Raw genomic sequence first — 19441 nt, forward strand, 5'->3', positions numbered from 1 at the left:
TGATACTGGGATTCGGTATTGCATGTACAGGATAGGTGGGAGGCTAAGAAGTGATGACGCCAGTCATCATGGAGCCGATGTTGGGATACCACCCTTGCAGTACTGGGTTTCTAACCAACAGCCGTGACCCGGCTGGGGGACAATGTCAGGCGGGGAGTTTGACTGGGGCGGTCGCCTCCGAAAGGGTATCGGAGGCGCTCAAAGGTTCCCTCAGAATGGTCGGAAACCATTCGAAGAGTGCAAAGGCAGAAGGGAGCTTGACTGCGACACCGACGGGTGGGGCAGGTACGAAAGTAGGACTTAGTGATCCGGTGGTATAAAGTGGGATTGCCATCGCTCAACGGATAAAAGCTACCCTGGGGATAACAGGCTTATCACTCCCAAGAGTTCACATCGACGGAGTGGTTTGGCACCTCGATGTCGGCTCATCGCATCCTGGGGCTGTAGTAGGTCCCAAGGGTTGGGCTGTTCGCCCATTAAAGCGGTACGCGAGCTGGGTTCAGAACGTCGTGAGACAGTTCGGTCCCTATCCGGCGTGGGCGCAGGATATTTGAGAGGAGCTGACCTTAGTACGAGAGGACCGGGTTGGACTGACCTCTGGTGAACCGGTTGTCATACCAATGGCACGGCCGGGTAGCCAAGTCGGGAAGGGATAAACGCTGAAGGCATCTAAGCGTGAAGCCCCCCTCAAGATGAGATATCCCCCGCGAAAGCGGTAAGACCCCTTGAAGACGACGAGGTAGATAGGTTGGAGGTGGAAGCGCAGCAATGCGTGGAGCTGACCAATACTAATAGGTCGAAGGCTTATCCATAAAGGTTTAGGCAAAAGAAAACGGATGGAAATGAATCAGTACTGTGTGTGGTTTTGAAGGTACAAACTTGAGAACACGAGACATAATGGATGACATCGGTAGAGATACCGGTGTTTTTGTTTTGAAATTCATTGACACAGCGTCGGCAGAATGATATCATAAATACGGTCGTGTGTAAAAATATGCAGATATTGTGCAATATATAAATTCATAATTGGTTGAATGTCTCTACCAACTGCCGTAACAGTTGTCTATATTGGATAGTATAGGTAATTATGGCAGTTGGTTTTTAATAGAAGAAAGGTACTAGGAGGTAGCTAAATGAAATATGACGTGGTAATTGTGGGAGCAGGGCCGGCAGGTATTTTTACAGCGCTTGAGCTGATTAAAAAGAAGCCGGAGAGTAAAATAGTTATCGTTGAAAAGGGCAGACCGATAGAAGAGAGGCGATGTCCTAAGAGTAAGACAAAAAAGTGTGTAAATTGTAAACCGTATTGTCATATAACTACTGGGTTTTCAGGGGCAGGAGCTTTCTCGGACGGCAAATTATCACTCAGCTATGAAGTTGGAGGTGACCTGCCGGAGCTTATAGGAGAAGAATTTGCCCAGGAGATGATTGATTATACAGATAAGATCTATCTGGAGTTTGGGGCGGATCATCATGTGGAAGGCGCAAAGCAGACAGAAGAAGTAAAAGAGATCAGAAGGCGTGCCATCAGGGCGGGACTTAAGCTTGTAGATTGTCCCATACGCCATCTTGGGACTGAAAAAGCCCAGGAAATATATTTATCGATTGAAAAATACCTTATGGAAAAAGGTGTGGAGCTGGTATTTGGATATCAATGTACAAATATTATTCTGGAAGGACATACATGCAAAGGCATTTATATTGAAAACGGAAAAGAAAATAAGGAGATCCGCGGGAATAATATTGTAATTGCAACAGGAAGGCGCGGAGCTGACTGGCTTGAAAAACTATGTGCAGAACATGATATTGCGCACCAGCCGGGGACAGTCGACATAGGTGTGCGTGTTGAGGTGCGCAATGAGGTAATGGAGAAGGTTAATAACGTACTGTATGAATCAAAGCTGATAGGTTATCCAAAGCCTTTTAAGAATAAAGTAAGGACCTTCTGCCAGAATCCCGGCGGTTTTGTGAGTCAGGAGAATTATGATAATGATCTGGCTGTGGTAAACGGCCATTCATACAAGGACCTGAAGACGAATAATACGAATCTGGCGATCCTGTGCTCGCATAATTTTAATGCACCTTTTAATCAGCCAATCGCCTATGCCCAGAAAGTGGGAGAACTGACAAATATGCTGGGGGCCGGTCATATCCTGGTCCAGCGGTATGGAGATATCCTGGATGGGAAACGTACCTGGCAGAAGGAACTTGCACGCTCTAATGTCAGGCCTACTCTTCCAGATGCTGTGGCTGGAGATATAACTGCAGCAATGCCGTACAGGTCCATGCTGAACATCATAAATTTTATCCAGGCAGTAGATGAAGTTGTCCCTGGTTTTGCAGCTGAAGAGACATTGCTGTACTCTCCGGAGCTTAAATTTTACAGCAACAGAGTAAAGATGGACACAGATTTTAATACAAGTATTGAGGGACTTCACTGCCTGGGCGATTCCAGCGGCTGGACGAGAGGTCTCATGATGGCGTCCGTCATGGGAGTTCTGATGGGTAAGAAGCTTGGAGAATCAAAGACCCCGCTGCAAGCAGACGGGGTATCAAACTTGTAACGCTGCAGAGCAGCGGGGTATTTGACCCTCGCGGCATTCGCCAAATGCACATGCAAGCATGTTCACTTGGCTCATTGCTCGCGGGAATAAAGATATTTTTATGAGGATGGAGATATGGACATAAACAGACAGTTAATTGAAGATAAAATCAGAGATGCCCAGTATGTCCTGGTTGGCATAGGGGAAGAATTTGCCGTTAAAGAAGATGGAGGCCGAACTAAAGAAAAGGTACTGCAGGCGTATAAGAATCTGAGCGGGCTGCTTGATGATAAATCTTATTTTATTGTCACGCTCCTGACAGATGATCTGATATTCGGAACAGATCTGAAGGCATCACAGATCGTTGCCCCGTGCGGAAGCGATATGTCCGGAAATGTGGTCACCAATGAACATTATGATGAATCCTGTTACCTTCCCCAGTGGCAGAATTATCTTAAATGGCTTCAAAATACCCTGAACAGGAAGCTTTGTATTTTGGAGTTAGGGGTTGGGTTTCAATATCCCTCAGTGATACGCTGGCCATTTGAAAAAACGGGATATTTAAATAAAAAGGCAGACTTTATCAGAGTACATTCCAAGTTTCCCCAGATGTCGGAGGAATTAAAGGACAAGGGAATATCTGTGGGAGAGAATCCTGTAGATTTTTTGCTGGAGAATTTAAGTACAGGCTCATATTAAGTACAGGCGAATGAGAATTTTGTTGACAAGGACATCTTTAAGTGGTAGTATAATAAAAATTATTCAGGGCCGGCTCTGGCTGCCCTGAATGGAAGAAGGAGGAGCAGAAATGAACAGTTATTTACATTTTATAACAGTCATGTACAGACATAATTGCAGACTTAACGGCTTGTAGCTGCTGCTGTCGTGAGACGCACAGATGCAGGCCTTTAGGTCTTATATGTCTGTGCAGAATGTAAGATAACTGTTCTAACAGAGCTCTGAAGTGGGAGGGTTTGTATGTAGCCCATGAAGCATTTAGAACGTTATATCAGAACCGCACCAGGCATATAGGGTTGTCTGGCGCGGTTTTTTTATTTTGTAATATATGTGGAAAATCTGATATGCGATAGAAGAGGAGGAAATGCGTGTGAAAAAGCGGGAGTTTAACTGGGATTTATTAAGAATACGAAAGTTTACAGAGGATGATGCAGAGGAAGTAGCTGCATTGATTCAGAGGAATTTCAGAGAGGTAAATATAAAGGATTATGGTGAAGAGGCTGTGGAAGAGCTTTGCAGGACCCATAATGCAGCATGGGTGATAAATACAGCAAGTTATGCTCATATGTATTTATTCTGTCTGGAGGGCAGGATCATCGGATGCGGTTCGATATCAAGTTACTGGGGAAGAGAGGATGAAAGCATTCTTCTGACTGTTTTTGTTGCGCCGCAGCTGCATGGACAGGGGATTGGAAGAAAGATTATTGAGACCCTTGAAAATGATGATTTATATATTAGAGCCAGGCGTGTGGAGATTCCGGCCTCGATTACTGCATGTGAATTCTATCGCAAATTAGGCTATGATTACAAGGACGGAATCAGGCAGCTGGATAAAGACAATCTCTATAGATTGGAAAAGTTTAAAATTTCAGGGGAAGGAGTAAAGGGGAAAGTTTAAGGTTAGAAGACAGTAAATAGAAGGAGAACAGTATTATGGAAATCAGAAAGATGCAGATTACAGATTACGAAGATATACGGGCACTGTGGCTGAGTACTCCCGGTATGGGACTCAATAATATAGATGATTCAAAGGAAGGGATAGAGAAGTTTCTTAAGAGAAATCCCGGAACATGCTTTATATCTGAGAGGGAAGGCAGAATTACAGGTGTCATTATGAGCGGTCATGACGGCAGGAGAGGATATATATATCATATGGCGGTTGCAGCAGATGAAAGGAATCAGGGTATAGGTACGGCTCTGCTCGATCATGCCATGAATGCACTTGGGGAGGAAGGAATCAGCAAGGTGGCTCTTGTAGTGTTTGCAAGTAATGAGACAGGCAATAAATTCTGGGAGAAGCGTGGATTTATATCAAGGGAAGATCTCTACTACCGCAATAAGTGTATAAAAGAACTGACAAGAATGGATACATGAGGAGGAAGATGAAATGTTTCATAAGATGAGGAATTTTAAAAGAGAGCTGCCAAAGGAAGAAGTGATGGAGCTTTTGAAAAACGGTGAATACGGAATATTGTCTACTGTGGGCGGGGACGGTTACCCATACGGTATTCCTGTAAATTATGTATATGCAGATAATAAGATAGGCTTTCACTGTGCGCCGGATGCAGGCCATAAGTTAGAAAATATAAAATTTAACAGCAGAGTATGCTTTACCGTGGTAGGGGACACAGAAATACTTCCCTCAAAATTTTCTACAAAGTATGAAAGCGCTGTAGTATTTGGCACTGTACATGAGGCGGAGGATAAAAAGAAGATTCTGGAGTTGCTGGTCGATAAATACAGCAGTCAGTTTAAAAAAGAAGGTATGGAATATATAAGCAGATCAGCAGGTAAGACAGGAGTTTATGTAATAGAGATAGAGCATGTTACAGGAAAAGGCAGAAGGTGACAGCGGTCAGCTTCTGCCTGCAGGATAAAATCTTATGAGTTCCTCTGTGATGCTTCCAGTATTCTTCTGTTGAGTGCAGCCCTTTTATCAAGGAGCCATTTCGAATCTGCCGGGTAACTGGAAAAGGTGAGGGGAGCCTCCAGCCCTTCTTCTAGAAATTTCAGAGCAGCTTCCCTGGAAGTCAAAGATTCCAGAAGATACAGGGCACGCATATCCTGAATTGCCTCTCCCATAGCCTCAAGGCGGAGTGAGGGGACGGGGCCGTTTTCACCGGGGTATACAAGGAAAGCATCGCCCGAAGGATAGCGCCTGGAAGCGTCTGTTACCATATAGGGGTTGACGGGATACCTTGAGAGTTCACTGTACCAGAAGTTGTAGCCCCAATGGAGGAAACCATGGATATTATATTTGTACATCTGCATGCCCAGAATACGTATCCTTGCAGTGGGCATGCAGAAAAATCTGTTAGACACATCTCTGAACTGGGCTGAACAATAATAACACCAGAGGTTTTCAGCATGGTTTTCAAGAAACGGCTGGATCGAATCTGTCGCACAGACAGGATAATCCACTTTACATTGCTTATAAAGTGAATAAGAGGAAAGAGCATCCATAACCGGCAGACATCCGCGGAAAGCGTCAACGATGGCTTTTGCTTTTTGATAAGAAGGCAGATGTCCCTGCTCTGTTTGAGGTTCATCCGATACATGAATAAAACAGCGGCCCTTTAGTCCTCTCTTTTCAACAAAATCTGATAAAACAGGCAGGAATTGGCTGAGAAAGCTTCTGTATTCTTCTGAATCACCTGGGGTATTCCAGCCAAATAGCTGCTGTCTGCCAGCTTCTGAAGTCAGGATGATCTTTGGAGCATATTTAGCGCCCCACTGGGTGAACAGGTGGGAGAATTCAAAATAAGTGATCCCTGCTCTTTCACACATACTGATCCATTTATCCAGAAGATCCATGTTAAATGAATACATCCCGTCATTAAGCCTGACCTCCACTAACTGTACGGTAGGTCGTTCTGTACCGACAGCAGTGTCAAGCGGAGGAGTGAAGAGAGGGGTCAATATCATATTACAGCCGTATGTCACGGCTGTTTTTATATACCTTTCCATCAGGAGGAAGTGTTCATCTGATAAGATTTCTGTATGGTACCAGTCTGCGATACAGTCAGCATGGAACCATTCTGTATGGCAGAGTGACTGAGGCGGCAGATGCATATCAAGGCGCGTTATGGTAAAGGTACTGCTGCCAAGCAGACTGCCTGTTTCCGTATGTATGAAGACCGATACAGGATACGTGCCGGCGGGCAGGGAACAGCCTGATCCAACAGAAATGAACAGGCTTCTCCACTGACCGGGCAGCAATTCGAAATCATATGGTATATCATACAGGGGATCAGGATAAAGTCCTGGCACTCTGCGCAGCACATTGTCATCTGTAAGCGGAGGACAGGGATATTCGGAAGGGACCAGACCGGTTTTCCGTATTGTGATCCAGGGCTTAAGAGGGCTCTCTACAGTTACTTTTACGTTGGGCAGCAGCGGGCCGTCATAATAATAGGCCAGCTGATAAGAAAATCGTTCATTGAGAAACATGGAAGCCTGTTCATAAGTACTGCCGCATGCACAGGGTTCATCCGGAAAGATTTTTTCAAGAGAGCTGACGGGAATAAGCTGTAATTTCCCGCAGGAGTTATCTGAGTTGTTATCTGGCATAATAGTTTCCTTTCTCTGTTTATATTTAGCAGAAGCAAATTTGGGATGCTTTTCTGCAGCCAGATTGATAATCCGGCTTGTCCCGTTTGATATAGTTATAGCACAGCGAATTATGGATTGCTATATTTTTGTGAAAACTGCGACTCTTTTTCACTGAAACGCAACGTTTGTGCAGCTCTTCGCTCTTTAATTCCAGACCGGGATAAGGTATGATATATATAAAGCAGAAGTAAAGAGGCAGCAGGAGGAATGCCTGTGACAGGAGGGGCTATGAAGCTGAGAATTATTATTGTAGAGGATGAGACGCTGATACGAAAAGGAATCAGGAAGAAGACTGAGAATCTTGGTGCGGAGGTGGTGTTTGATACTGACAGCGGATACCGGCTGTTTGAATATATAAAGGAAAATGGGCAGGAGTGTTTTGACGTGCTCCTGGTGGATATATGTATGCCTGTTATGAATGGTCTGGATGTGATCGCAGGGGTGAAGAAATTAAAAAATAATGTCAGGGTTGTCGTGCTGAGCGGTTACAGCAATTTTGATTACGCCAGACAGGCGATCAGGCTGGGGGTCAGCGAGTACCTTTTAAAGCCAATAGAACAGGATGCACTGAGGTCAGTGATTCAGAGGCTGGAAGCAGATGTCAGAAAGAACTATATGGACAGGATGAACAGGGCTGCAGACAATCTGGCTTTTCATATAATGGGGAGGGGAGATACAAGCCTGGAGGAGGATACAGTAAAGCTTATAAGAGATATTTTTCCGTCAGGTTTTTTTGTGCGTATGTATCTGAAGGGAAACTGGAGGGGCAGATATAAATGTTTTGAAGAAGAGAAGGATGGGAAGTTTTGCTTTGTCTATGCTGACAGGCCTAACCTGCTGGTCAGTCTTATACAGGAAATCCCGGCAGATGACACAGCCGGAGCAGGGGATGAAGCCAATGGCAGAATGGGCACCCACACGGTTTTTTATTCCGGAAAGATCACAGATCCGGAGGCAATAGCAGACTGTGTGAAGAGGGGGAAAAGAGTTCTGAAAGAAAGCTTGATCCTGGACGAGAATATTGTTATCTTTGAAAGCGAACGGCAGAGTGAGGGAGAATTAAAAAAGTGGGATGAATACTTTGGGAACAGGTATCTTCTGCTTGGAGAGAGTCTGAAAGAGGGGGAAGCGGAGAAAATACGTCATCATATAAAAAGGATACTTACATATCATCATGTTCCTCAGACCATTCTGGAAAAGGCATACTTAAAAATAATCTGGAAAATTTGTGAGGAGAGAGGTAATATGCAGAACTTTCCAGATGAAGAATGGCTTCAGGAGTACGACACGAAAGAAGAATTTATAGATGCAGCTATGGAAGCAGCTCTCCAGCTGCTGGATGCAGGGGAGGAAAAGGGAGGATTTCAGGAAAACGGGAGAATATCTCTGGATCAGGTCATTGATTATATCGAGAAAAACTATGACCAGGACATAACGCTTGTTGGGACCGCAGAGAGATTTTACATAAACAGAAGCCATCTGGCCAGGATTTTCAAAGCAAAGACAGGTACAACATTTAATAATTACCTGACAGAGGTCAGGATAAAAAATGCCTGCCGCCTTTTGAAAGAAGGACTGACAAGTACGGAGACGGCAGAGCAGGTTGGTTACGACAACAGCCGGTATTTCTGCCGCGTCTTCTGCAAGGTCATGGGATGTACGCCTGCAGGATATAAAGGAGGGGAGGGCTATGAGGACGATAAAAGGCTGGAAATTTAACAGAGGTATGACATACCAGAAAAAACTGACGCTTATTTTTTCAGGGATAATGATAGGGACTGTATGTGTGTTTTTAATTGTGCTCTATGCATTCCAGAAAGATAATGCAAAAAAATCTCTGTATCGTTCCGTATATGTTGAAAACCAGAAGAATGCTGCAGCTATTGGGAATATTATGGAGTCAGTCAGAGATCTGGGGGCGGCTTTGACCCTGAATGAGAAGATTTACGGTCATTTGGCACAGCTGCCTGATATAGTAGCCAGCTTTGACGTTGATTCACTGGATATCCAGCAGGAGATTTTCAAAACTATGTTAATATCAAAGCTGGCTACCATGAATCAGATGGAATATATGCGTCTCTACTCAGTCAGCGGTAAGTGTGTGACTGTGACAAAAGAACAGTCAGCTGTGGAGGAGAGAGTTTATACTGACCAGGAATGGTACACTCCATTTTGCAGGAATAACAAAGACTTTGCTGTTTTTTTAGATAATGACGGGGAAGGCACCAGGCTTACTTTTGTGCGTAAAGTTATGATTCCTATTCAGATGAACGTGGTCGGTTATCTGGAAGTAAAATATGATTTCTCACACGAAGAAAAGAATATACTTGAGGCCACGGCCCTTGAGGGCAGAAGATTTTATCACATTTCCCTTGACGGCAATATATTGGTTTCAGATAATGTGCAGGAATATGGGACGCAGGCGGAATATGATACAGAGAGTTTATTGGCTTATGAAGCTGATATAGGCACACTGAGGGGGAAGAAGTATGTCCTTTCAGCGGCCCCGATTAAAAAAACGGATTTTATCCTGGTTAGCGGGACAGAATATGATACTTTTTATGAAGGACTTAAAAAAGAATACGGGCTCATGCTCATTATACTGACGGCTGGTGTTCTATTGTCTGTTATCGTATCTATGTACGCTGCCAGGGGCCTGTCAAGAAATATCAGGAAATTGAATGCTGCAATGAGATATGCTGATAAAAATCCAGATATCCAGGTTGATATCAGGTCAGGAGATGAGATTGGCCTTCTGGGTGAATCCTTTAACAAAATGATCGTGCGGCTTAAAAGGAGCTATGAAGAGCTGTATAAGAAGGAACTGTCACTGAAAGAAGCACAGAATCTGGCGCTGCAGGCACAGATCAATCCTCATTTTCTTTATAATACTTTGGAGACGATCGATGCGCTTTCTGTCTGCGAGAGAACGGAGGAGATAGGCAGAATCGTGCAGTCGCTATCAAGAGTATTCCGCTATGCCATGGAAGAAAAAAAGCAGGTAACGCTAAAAGAAGAGATGGATCATGTTAATGAGTATATGAATATATTGAAAATGCGGTACGAGAATAAATTTGATTATGAGATTATAATAGAAAACCAGACGGAAGAGTTTTTGATGCCCAAGATGATACTTCAGCCTCTGGCTGAAAATGCCGTTACTCACGGGATATTAAAGTCGGAAAAAAAGGGGTATGTAACGATTTCATCATACATGGAGAGCAGTAATCTGTATATCATTGTGAAGGATGACGGCAGGGGGATGACAGAAGAGGAGAAGGCTCAGGCAGAGGACATGCTCAGGCAGAATACAGAGAAGCAGGAGGAGTCCAGGCATATTGGGGTCAAAAACATAGACAGAAGGCTAAAATTTTATTTCGGGGATTCGTATCACATGGAAATCAGCAGCAGCCTGGGAAAAGGGACTGTTGTCTCAATTATAATCGAAAAGGAGAAGAAAGATGGAAACAGCAGATTTATTTAGGAAGGCAAGGCCGGTCTGGGCAGAGGGACGGGAAAAGGAAATGAATATGACTATGGGATTTGTTTTGAAATTCCAGGGGCAGGGCAAAGACCTGATTTTAAGGCTGACTGGTTCCACCATTTACCGCGTGTTTTTAAACGGTGTATTTCTGCTGCATGGCCCTGCAAGAGCAGCACACGGATACTACAGAGTTGATGAAGTCAGGATCGGGCAGGATGAGCAGCAGGAAGAGAACTGGCTGGCTGTAGAGACAGCTGGTTTTAATGTTAACAGCTATTATACACTGGATGCCCCTTCCTTTCTGCAGGCGGAGCTGTCCAGTCCGGATCAGGTGATAGGTGCTACTGTGGCAGAGGATACTGCCGCTGCATTCATACCAATGGTATTGACAGAGAGGATTCAGAAGGTACAGCGCTATAGTTTCCAGAGACCGTTTATAGAAGCTTACAGGCTGGAAGAAGAGATGCAGGGCTGGCGTACCGGGCTGCCGTGTCCGGGCTGCCGTATACTGCCTGTACAGAATCTGGCAGTACAGGGGGAGAAGAAGCTTCTTTTGAAAGGCCTTCCGGACTGGAAATATAAGGTATGCGGTGCGAGCAGGAAAATAGGGGAGGGTACTTTTTTTATAAAAGCCGCCCATATAGAATACTGGCCTGACAGAGCGCTTCTGGAGATTGGGGATAAACTGAAGGGGTATGAAGCAGATAAGCTGGAGATCTGTGTCTCCAGGGAGATGGACAGGACGGTGACCGGTAAACTCTGCCGGGCAGAAGATAAAAGGGAGACTCTCTCAAAAGGGGAATTTGAGATCTATGACCTTGGAAGGAATACTACAGGATTTATAAAACTGCAGGCCCAGTGTACAGAGGATTCAAAGCTTTATATTGTATTTGATGAGGTACTTACAGACGGGGATGTGAGATATAACAGGATGTCATGTGTGAACACAATCTGCCTTTACTTAAAAAGCGGCCATTATGATTTTGAGTCTTTCCAGCCTTATACCTGCCGTTATATCAAGATTATGGCAGCTGAGGGCAGATGCCGGGTGGAGAGGCCGCAGATAAGAGAATTAAGGAACCATACAGGTGACCATACAGTCTTTCATTCTTCTGATGAACAGTTAAACAGGATTTTTGAAGCGGCCAGGGAAACGTATGCTCAGAATGCCCTGGATGTATATATGGACTGCCCTTCAAGGGAGAGGGCCGGATGGCTCTGTGACAGCTTTTTTACCGCAAGGGTGGAGGCAGATCTGACAGGCAGGACTGTGGTTGAAGATGCTTTTCTGGAGAATTTTCTGCTTCCTGAAGAGTTCGCGTATCTGCCGGATGGAATGCTTCCTATGTGCTATCCAAGTGATCATTATGATGGTAATTTTATACCAAACTGGGCGCTCTGGCTGGTTCTGGAGCTGTATGAATACAGGATGCGAAAACCGGAAGAGTGTATGACAGCCAAATTTAGAGGGAAGATAGAAAAGCTTTTTCAATATTTTGAAAAGTTTGAAAATGAGGATGGGCTTCTGGAGGATCTGGATGGCTGGATTTTCGTAGAGTGGTCCAGGGCAAATGAACTTACAGAGGGTGTGAATTATCCTTCAAATATGCTTTACAGTGCTGCTCTGAGAGCGGCAGGAAGCATGTATGGAGAAGAGGAGTGGGTCGGAAAAGGCCGGAGGCTGGCTGATAAAATCAGAGAACAGTCCTTTGACGGAAAATTCTTCAGGGATCAGGCTGTACGTTTAGAAAAGGAGGGACAGGGAAGACTTGTGGTGCTTCCTGAATCAACGGAGGTATGCCAGTATTATGCCTTCTTCTTTATGACAGCTGATAAAGACTCATATCCTGAACTGTTTCAATGCCTTATCCAGGACTTTGGACCTGACAGAAATACAGACACTGTGTGGAAAGAGGTGGGAGCGGCTAATGCTTTTATAGGCAATTATCTGCGTGTAGAACTGCTTTCCAGGTACGGCCTGGTTGGGCAGATACTGGAGGAGACAAAGGAATTTTTTGACTATATGGTATTGCGGACAGGTACTTTGTGGGAGAACACGACTGCCCATGCCAGCTGCAATCATGGTTTTGCGTCACATGTGATACACAGCTATCTCAGAGATCTCTGCGGGATCAGTGAAGTGGACAGACAGAATCATATCATCAGCTTCAGGCTTTCTGATACGGGTCTGGAGAAATGTGAGTGCAGGATCCCTGTGGGAGGTCAGTGGCTGTATGCAGGCATAACGGCGGAAAATGGGAATCGTATTCTGCGGGTGAGACTTCCGGAAGGTTTCACAGCCAGCATAAAAGATGAAAGCTTTCGGCCATGTGAAGTGATATATCTGGATCAGGATTAATTGACCGGCAGTTCTCTTAATGCAACGATTGTGTACATTGTATGCGACGTTATTGCATTTTATGTGCTCCTTTAGTCTGGTATACTGACATCATAAAAAAAAGACACATATACAGAAGGATGTGTCAGGAGAGGAGAATTCTTATGTTTAAAAAAATGACAGGAGCAATCTGCGGGCTGATGGCCGGAGCTATGGTATTGGGAGGGGTTATAAATGCCCCCTTTATAGCAGAGGCATCAGAAGGGGAGGAAGTTACTCTGCGCTTTCTTGGATGGAAGACAGGAAAAGAGGAGGGAGCGCTGCCGGAAATCATCAAAGGATTTGAAAAAGAGAACCCGGGTGTTAAGATTGAGTATGAGGCAATTCCAACTACGAATAATTATAATGATGTATTAAATACCAGGCTGTCTACCGGTGAAGGATCAGATATATATATGGTGAGTGATTCCATGCTGAGAAGCTGTGTAAAGAATGGTTATGCAGAAGATCTCTCAGATATAGACTTTGCAGGAGAATACCAGGATAATGTTAAAAAGCTGCTTTCGCCTGATGGAAAATTTTCTGCCATACCGATTGAAGAAGCAGGTATCGGAATGATTGTGAACATGGATGTACTCAGGGCAGCAGGCGTGGAAACGCTGCCGCAGACATGGAGCCAGCTGACAGATGCATGTGAGAAGGTAAAAGAAAACGGCGGCACTCCATTTATTATGGGGAATAAAACAGGCTGGAGCGGAGCTATTATCATGTGCTACGGCAAGTATACAGAGTTTATGGAATATGATAATGACATCTACACAAAAGTCTTAAATGGTGAAAAGACCATGGGAGATATGTACGGCAAATATTTTGAGAAGTACTCCGAGCTGATAGAAAAGGGATATACAAATGGGCAGGAATCTCTGGGAATGGAGTTTAATGAAGGAGCTGTCACAGAGTTTGTAAAAGGGAATTCTGCATTTTTGATGGCAGGTACATGGATGATTGGTGAAGTGAGCGAAGCCTTAGGCGGCGCGGAAACTGTATTTACAGCATTTCCAATCAATGATGAGGAGCCGCTTGTTGCGCAGTGTTCTCTCAGTACGGCGCTGGCGGTTAACTCAGAGTCAGAACATAAAGACTTAGCAATTAAATTCCTGCAGTATTTTAATGACAATGAGAATTTGAAATTATATGTAGAAAGCCAGAATGCCTTTTCACCTCTTATAGGAGGAACCAGCATGTCTCTTCCAGAAGCAGAGCCATTTGCAGAATCGCTGGCTGCCAACAATGTAACAGTTGGCTGTGAGATACCTCAGGAGTTTACTGTTGATGAATGGACATTTGTCACAAAAGCCGCACAGTCTCTCACCTTGCAGGAAGTAACACCGGAAGAACTCAATGAGCAGTTTAACGCAGAATTTGATAAGGCAATGATGCTGCAGGGAAATTAATCAGGCAGCGCGGGAATGCAGGTACAGAATGCAGGGTTATCTGCATAGATTTAAAAGAATCAGGCGGGAGGAAGGAAGAAATAACTTTCGTCCCGCCATTATTGCGCTCATTTTGAGGCATTTATGTGTTAGGAGATGATAAAATGAATACAGCTGCAAAGAAAAAAAACAGCAGATTTCCAGGTAATATAGCTAATGGAAAGTTAGCTCCCTATCTTATTATGGTCCTGCCGCTGTTTACCGCATACATAGTACTTACGGTACTTCCAACGCTTACCACAGTGTTTTTCAGCTTTACTGATTTCGATGGAATGAGCATAACGGATTTTCATTTCATGGGAGGAAAAAATTATAAGGTTGCAGCCATTGACCCTTCCTTTTGGATTTCATTAAAAAATACTGTGATTTATGCAGTGGCGGTTACACTTATACAGAATTTTTTCGGCCTTCTTCTTGCAGTAGGACTGTGTAAGAAAATGAAGAGTGCAAATGTACTGCGCACATTACTTTTTACTCCGGCAATAATCAGCACGATAGTTATATCGTATGCATTTACGTATATTTATGATACAAACGGACTTGTGAATATGATCCTGGATTTCTTACATCTGGGGCAGTTTAAGAAAACATGGCTGGGGGAACCAAATCTGGCTCTTGTATGTGTTGCCATTTCTAATATATGGAGATTCCTGGGATATTCTGCTGTCATATTTATTGCAAATATGCAGAGTATTTCCGCGGACCTGACGGAAGCGGCATCTATTGACGGCGCAGGGGGATTCCAGAGATTCCGCTATATAACCTTCCCGCTGCTGGCCCCATCTGTCACAATCAACCTTACATTGTCTTTCATAGGGTGTCTGAAGGTCTTTGATACGGTATATACTATGACAAACGGAGGACCCGGAAACCATTCAGAGGTAGTAGGTACTTATATCCTGAAGCTTCAGGGACAGAATCTGAATGGCTATGCATGTGCAGTGGCGGTCATACTGACTTTGATTATCATAGGGCTGAACTTGATCACGTTTCCATATTTGAAGAAGAGGGAGGATATCTGATGAAGGTGAAAAAAATAAGAGGATATTGTTTTGAGATATTCATGATTCTGCTGGTACTCCTATTATTCTACCCGGTTATCTTGATTTTTCTCATGTCTGTCAAATCAGATATGGAAATGATCGTATCTCCATTGTCATTTCCACAGGTTTTCCAGTTTGAAAATTACAAATATGCTTTTGAGCAGATGGATTTCTTCAGAGCATTTGGAAATTCTCTGCTCATCACTTCCAGCTCCACGATTATCGGCACAGTTATCTACTGTATGGCAGGTTATGCAATTGTCAGGGCTAAGTCACACAGGCGCCTGTTCCAGACGATGTATGTACTGTTTCTGCTGGGGCTTGTACTTCCGGCGCAGAGCACTCTGATTCCGCTGCTTTACCTGTACAAAAGCCTGGGACTTATGAATACCTACAGAGGCATCAGTCTGTTGTATATAGCAGGAGGAGCAGCTTTCAGCATTTTTCTGATAACTGGCTTTATCAATACGGTGCCGATCGCTCTGGAGGAGGCGGCAGCGCTGGACGGGTGCACCGCTTTCGGAATCTTTTTCAAGATTGTCTTTCCGCTGCTCAAGCCTATAATCTGTACGTTGGTCATCATCAATGCAGTCAATATCTGGAATGATTTTTTCACTCCTCTTATGTTCATGTCAGGTAAAGCAGGCAGGACTATTATCATGGCTGTCTATATGTTCAAGGGTCAGTATCAGACACAATGGAACGTATTATTTGCAGGCCTGGTTCTGGCAACACTGCCTATGATGCTTGTCTATTTTGCATTGCAGAGATATATGATCGACGGCATGACAGCAGGCGCGGTGAAATCATGACAGATATTACAGGTCAGAAAGCTGAACGGTAAAAGAAAGATTCGAAATTTTCAAAATATTTATGGAAAATATATCCGATATATAGTAATATAATCTTATCTGAAAACTTGCACGACAATACAGAAGATAGGAGGTTCTTATATGGAGGAAGGCATTAAGATTTATTCCAGGGCGGACAATCTTGTATCAATGAGGATATACAGCGGCCATTTTGCCACACCACATTCTCATATTAATTATTTTATTGATATGACAAATCTGAAGGCAAGGCAGAATGAAGCGGAGGCTGCAGCCAGGGTCCTGGCGGCGAGATACAGCGCATCAACTGTGGTGGACACCATCATCTGCATGGACGGGTGTGAGATCATAGGCGCTTACCTGGCCCAGGATCTTTCCCAGGTGGGTACGCTGTCCATGAACATGCATAAGACTATCTATATCGCAGCGCCTGAGGCTGCACCGGGCGGACAGCTGATCTTCAGGGAGAATATGCAGCATATGATAAGGGATAAGAATGTGGTTCTGCTGTTTGCTTCTGCCACAACCGGTGAGACGATCAAGAGCAGTCTGGAGTGCGTTCTGTATTATGGAGGCAGGATCAGCGGTATTGCTTCTATTTTCAGTGCGATCACAAAGATTGGCGGACTTGAAGTGAATTCTATATTTACCGAAAAAGATATTCCTGATTACAAAACTTATCCGGCAGCCTCCTGTCCTATGTGCAGAGAAGGAAGAAAGCTGGATGCAATGGTGAATAATTACGGTTATTCCAAACTATAGTAAATTATTGTGAATCACAATCAGATATGATAGAATAAAAGGGAATGCTGCAGAGAAGCTGTCTTTGCGGTGTTCCCTTTTGAAGCTTATGCGGGCAGCGAGAGAAATGCGCACAGCGTGTTTTTGCCTGTTGTCAAATACAGACATGGAGGCATGAAATGATTGCGATTATTGATTATGATGCGGGAAATTTAAAGAGTGTGGAGAAGGCGCTTCATTATCTGGGCCAGGAGAGTATCATTACAAGAGACAGGGATGAGATCCTGGGCGCTGATAAAGTAATACTTCCGGGGGTAGGTTCCTTCGGGGATGCCATGGGAAAAATCAGGGATTATGGACTTGAAGAAGTGATACATCAGGTTGTGGAGAAGGATATTCCTTTTTTGGGGATCTGCCTTGGACTGCAGCTGATGTTTGAGAGCAGTGAGGAAAGCCCCGGCGTGAGCGGGCTGGGCATCCTGAAGGGCAGGATACTGCGGATACCGGATAAGGAGGGGCTGAAGATACCTCATATAGGCTGGAATTCGCTTCATCTGACGAATAACGGCAGGCTGTTTGAGGGGCTGGAAGAAAATTCATATGTTTATTTTGTCCACTCCTATTATCTGAAAGCTGAAGAGCCGGAAATAGTAAAGGCGTCAGCCTGGTACGGGACAGACATCCACGCCTCAGTGGAAAAGGGAAATATCTTTGCATGCCAGTTCCATCCGGAAAAGAGCAGTGATGTGGGGCTGCATATTCTGAAGAATTTTGCTGAGCTTGGAAAGGAGGAGGGTTAGATGTTTACAAAAAGGATAATTCCATGTCTTGATGTACATAATGGAAGAGTGGTAAAAGGCGTAAATTTTGTGAATCTGCGGGATGCCGGAGATCCTGTGGAGATAGCTGCCGCCTATGACAGGGCAGGCGCGGACGAAGTTGTATTTCTGGATATCACAGCCTCCTCTGATGCCAGGAATACAGTAGTGGATATGGTACGCAAGGTGGCAGAGAAGGTATTCATTCCCTTTACCGTGGGCGGCGGGATCAGGACTACAGATGATTTCAGGGCACTTTTAAGAGAAGGCGCTGATAAGATATCTATCAATTCATCGGCAATCAATACCCCCAGGCTTATAAGTGATGCGGCTGACAAGTTCGGAAGCCAGTGCGTGGTAGTTGCAATTGATGCCAGAAAAAGGGAAGACGGCAGCGGCTGGAATGTTTATAAAAACGGCGGCCGGATCGACACCGGGCTGGATGCGGTGGAATGGGCCATGAATGCTGACAGGATGGGTGCAGGTGAGATACTCCTGACCAGCATGGACTGCGATGGGACTAAGGCGGGATATGATATTGAGCTGACAAGGACTATCGCAGAGAATGTATCAATACCTGTCATAGCGTCCGGCGGGGCAGGGACTATGGAGCATTTCTATGATGCCCTGACAGAGGGACGTGCAGACGCAGTGCTGGCTGCTTCATTATTTCATTATAAAGAGATGGAAATCAGCGACCTGAAGGCTTTCCTGGCAGAAAAGGGAGTATCAGTGCGCCTTTGAGTTATAAATAAGAATTAGTGATATACAGGAGGAATTTTATATGCCGCCAATTACAAATGACTGGCTTCTGCCTTTAAAAGCGGAATTTTCAAAGCCTTATTATGCAAGGCTGTATAAAAAGGTGATGGAGGAGTACAGGACACGTCTTATATTCCCGGCGCCGGATGATATATTTAATGCTTTTGCCTTTACCCCCCTCAGCGAGGTAAAGGTAGTGATACTGGGACAGGACCCATATCACGGTGACGGGCAGGCCCACGGCCTGTGTTTTTCTGTAAAGCCTGATGTGGAGATTCCCCCGTCCCTGGAGAATATTTATAAAGAGCTGCACGATGACTGCGGCTGTTATGTGCCTGACAACGGATATCTGACAAAATGGGCAGACCAGGGAGTTATGCTCCTGAATACAGTGCTCACAGTCAGGGCCCACCAGGCCAACTCCCACAGAGGTATCGGATGGGAGGAATTTACGGATGCCGCTATCAGGATACTGAATGAGCAGGACCGCCCAATAGTATTTATGCTCTGGGGAAGGCCTGCCCAGATGAAAAAGAGCATGCTGGATAATCCAAAGCATCTGATATTGGAAGCGCCGCATCCCAGCCCGCTCTCTGCCTTCAGAGGATTTTTTGGCTGCAGGCATTTCAGCAGGGCAAATAAATTCCTGACTGCAAACGGTTTAAGCCCCATTGACTGGCAGATAGAGAATAAGCATTAAATTGGATAAAGCCTATTGTGGATCTTTAAGGATGGACAGCTTCAGAGGTGGGAATATCATATCCTGACAGGACGCCATATATCGAGATCGAATGCCGTGACTTTCCGTATGTGGGGATCTGGACTAAGCCGGGGGCGCCTTTTGTATGTTTGGAACCCTGGTATGGCCGTACAGATGATGCAGGTTTTGCAGGAGATATTTCCGAAAAGAAAGGCATCAGAAAGCTGGATGGCGGCGAAAGCTTTGAGGCTTCTTATGAGATAAAAGTATTCTAAGAATATGATATAAAAAAGGGCAGCGTCTAAGTCTGAAATAACTTTGACGCTGTCCTTTTTATGG

The 19441-nt window shown here is 44.6% G+C and carries 17 protein-coding genes, 1 rRNA gene and 1 riboswitch; of the genes, 17 read left to right on the top strand and 1 reads right to left on the bottom strand.

Translation table 11 applies throughout. The features are described 5' to 3' along the window. From NSB28_RS06135 to NSB28_RS06160, 6 genes are all read left to right on the top strand, one after another. Positions 1–812 (top strand): 23S ribosomal RNA (locus tag NSB28_RS06135); the annotation flags it as partial. Between the two features lie 178 nt (positions 813–990). Next, positions 991–1086: riboswitch (purine riboswitch) on the top strand. Between the two features lie 47 nt (positions 1087–1133). Next, positions 1134–2564, top strand: a complete 1431-nt coding sequence (locus NSB28_RS06140) for an NAD(P)/FAD-dependent oxidoreductase (protein WP_109626042.1) — start codon at positions 1134–1136, stop codon at positions 2562–2564. A 114-nt stretch (positions 2565–2678) separates the two neighbouring features. Continuing rightward, a complete protein-coding gene (locus NSB28_RS06145; protein ID WP_109626043.1) occupies positions 2679–3242 on the top strand; it encodes a hypothetical protein in 564 nt (187 codons plus the stop codon). Between the two features lie 409 nt (positions 3243–3651). Then, positions 3652–4179 (top strand): GNAT family N-acetyltransferase, encoded by a 528-nt coding sequence (locus NSB28_RS06150; RefSeq protein WP_257497582.1) that lies wholly within the window; start codon positions 3652–3654, stop codon positions 4177–4179. A 35-nt stretch (positions 4180–4214) separates the two neighbouring features. Beyond that, positions 4215–4655 (top strand): GNAT family N-acetyltransferase, encoded by a 441-nt coding sequence (locus NSB28_RS06155; RefSeq protein WP_187374267.1) that lies wholly within the window; start codon positions 4215–4217, stop codon positions 4653–4655. 13 nt (positions 4656–4668) lie between these two features. Then, complete coding sequence (locus NSB28_RS06160; RefSeq protein ID WP_109626045.1) at positions 4669–5130, top strand: pyridoxamine 5'-phosphate oxidase family protein; 462 nt, start codon at positions 4669–4671, stop codon at positions 5128–5130. A 32-nt stretch (positions 5131–5162) separates the two neighbouring features. Here the strand turns inward: NSB28_RS06160 and NSB28_RS06165 are convergent, their stop codons facing one another. Next, the gene (locus NSB28_RS06165) at positions 5163–6851 is read right to left on the bottom strand and encodes a DUF4091 domain-containing protein (RefSeq protein ID WP_109626046.1); all 1689 of its coding nucleotides are present in this window, start codon (positions 6849–6851) and stop codon (positions 5163–5165) included. 270 nt (positions 6852–7121) lie between these two features. Here NSB28_RS06165 and NSB28_RS06170 point away from each other — a divergent pair, with 270 nt between their 5' ends. The 11 genes from NSB28_RS06170 (at position 7122) to NSB28_RS06220 (ending at position 19377) form a co-directional block, all read left to right on the top strand. After that, the gene (locus NSB28_RS06170; protein ID WP_257497583.1) at positions 7122–8612 is read left to right on the top strand and encodes a response regulator; all 1491 of its coding nucleotides are present in this window, start codon (positions 7122–7124) and stop codon (positions 8610–8612) included. Further along, on the top strand, positions 8584–10377 hold the full coding sequence (locus NSB28_RS06175; protein ID WP_109626048.1) for a sensor histidine kinase: 1794 nt from the start codon (positions 8584–8586) through the stop codon (positions 10375–10377). Before NSB28_RS06170 ends, NSB28_RS06175 begins: the two co-directional genes overlap by 29 nt. Then, entirely contained in the window at positions 10355–12736 is a 2382-nt protein-coding gene (locus tag NSB28_RS06180; protein WP_109626049.1) for an alpha-L-rhamnosidase-related protein, read from the top strand. Before NSB28_RS06175 ends, NSB28_RS06180 begins: the two co-directional genes overlap by 23 nt. Before the next feature lie 143 nt (positions 12737–12879). After that, positions 12880–14169, top strand: a complete 1290-nt coding sequence (locus NSB28_RS06185) for an ABC transporter substrate-binding protein (RefSeq protein WP_257497584.1) — start codon at positions 12880–12882, stop codon at positions 14167–14169. Positions 14170–14312: 143 nt separating this feature from the next. After that, the gene (locus tag NSB28_RS06190; protein WP_109626051.1) at positions 14313–15230 is read left to right on the top strand and encodes a carbohydrate ABC transporter permease; all 918 of its coding nucleotides are present in this window, start codon (positions 14313–14315) and stop codon (positions 15228–15230) included. Further along, entirely contained in the window at positions 15230–16063 is an 834-nt protein-coding gene (locus NSB28_RS06195; RefSeq protein WP_257497585.1) for a carbohydrate ABC transporter permease, read from the top strand. Before NSB28_RS06190 ends, NSB28_RS06195 begins: the two co-directional genes overlap by 1 nt. Positions 16064–16204: 141 nt before the next feature. Further along, positions 16205–16843, top strand: a complete 639-nt coding sequence (locus NSB28_RS06200) for an orotate phosphoribosyltransferase (protein WP_109626053.1) — start codon at positions 16205–16207, stop codon at positions 16841–16843. 158 nt (positions 16844–17001) lie between these two features. Then, the gene (hisH, locus tag NSB28_RS06205) at positions 17002–17622 is read left to right on the top strand and encodes an imidazole glycerol phosphate synthase subunit HisH (RefSeq protein WP_109626054.1); all 621 of its coding nucleotides are present in this window, start codon (positions 17002–17004) and stop codon (positions 17620–17622) included. Beyond that, positions 17623–18384 (top strand): imidazole glycerol phosphate synthase subunit HisF, encoded by a 762-nt coding sequence (gene hisF, locus NSB28_RS06210; RefSeq protein WP_109626055.1) that lies wholly within the window; start codon positions 17623–17625, stop codon positions 18382–18384. Positions 18385–18424: 40 nt separating this feature from the next. Beyond that, positions 18425–19102, top strand: a complete 678-nt coding sequence (gene ung, locus NSB28_RS06215) for a uracil-DNA glycosylase (RefSeq protein WP_109626056.1) — start codon at positions 18425–18427, stop codon at positions 19100–19102. 47 nt (positions 19103–19149) lie between these two features. Continuing rightward, positions 19150–19377 (top strand): aldose epimerase family protein, encoded by a 228-nt coding sequence (locus NSB28_RS06220; RefSeq protein WP_109626057.1) that lies wholly within the window; start codon positions 19150–19152, stop codon positions 19375–19377. The last annotated feature ends 64 nt before the right edge of the window (positions 19378–19441 follow it).

The sequence above is a fragment of the Murimonas intestini genome, assembly GCF_024622195.1.
Classification (GTDB): domain Bacteria; phylum Bacillota; class Clostridia; order Lachnospirales; family Lachnospiraceae; genus Murimonas; species Murimonas intestini.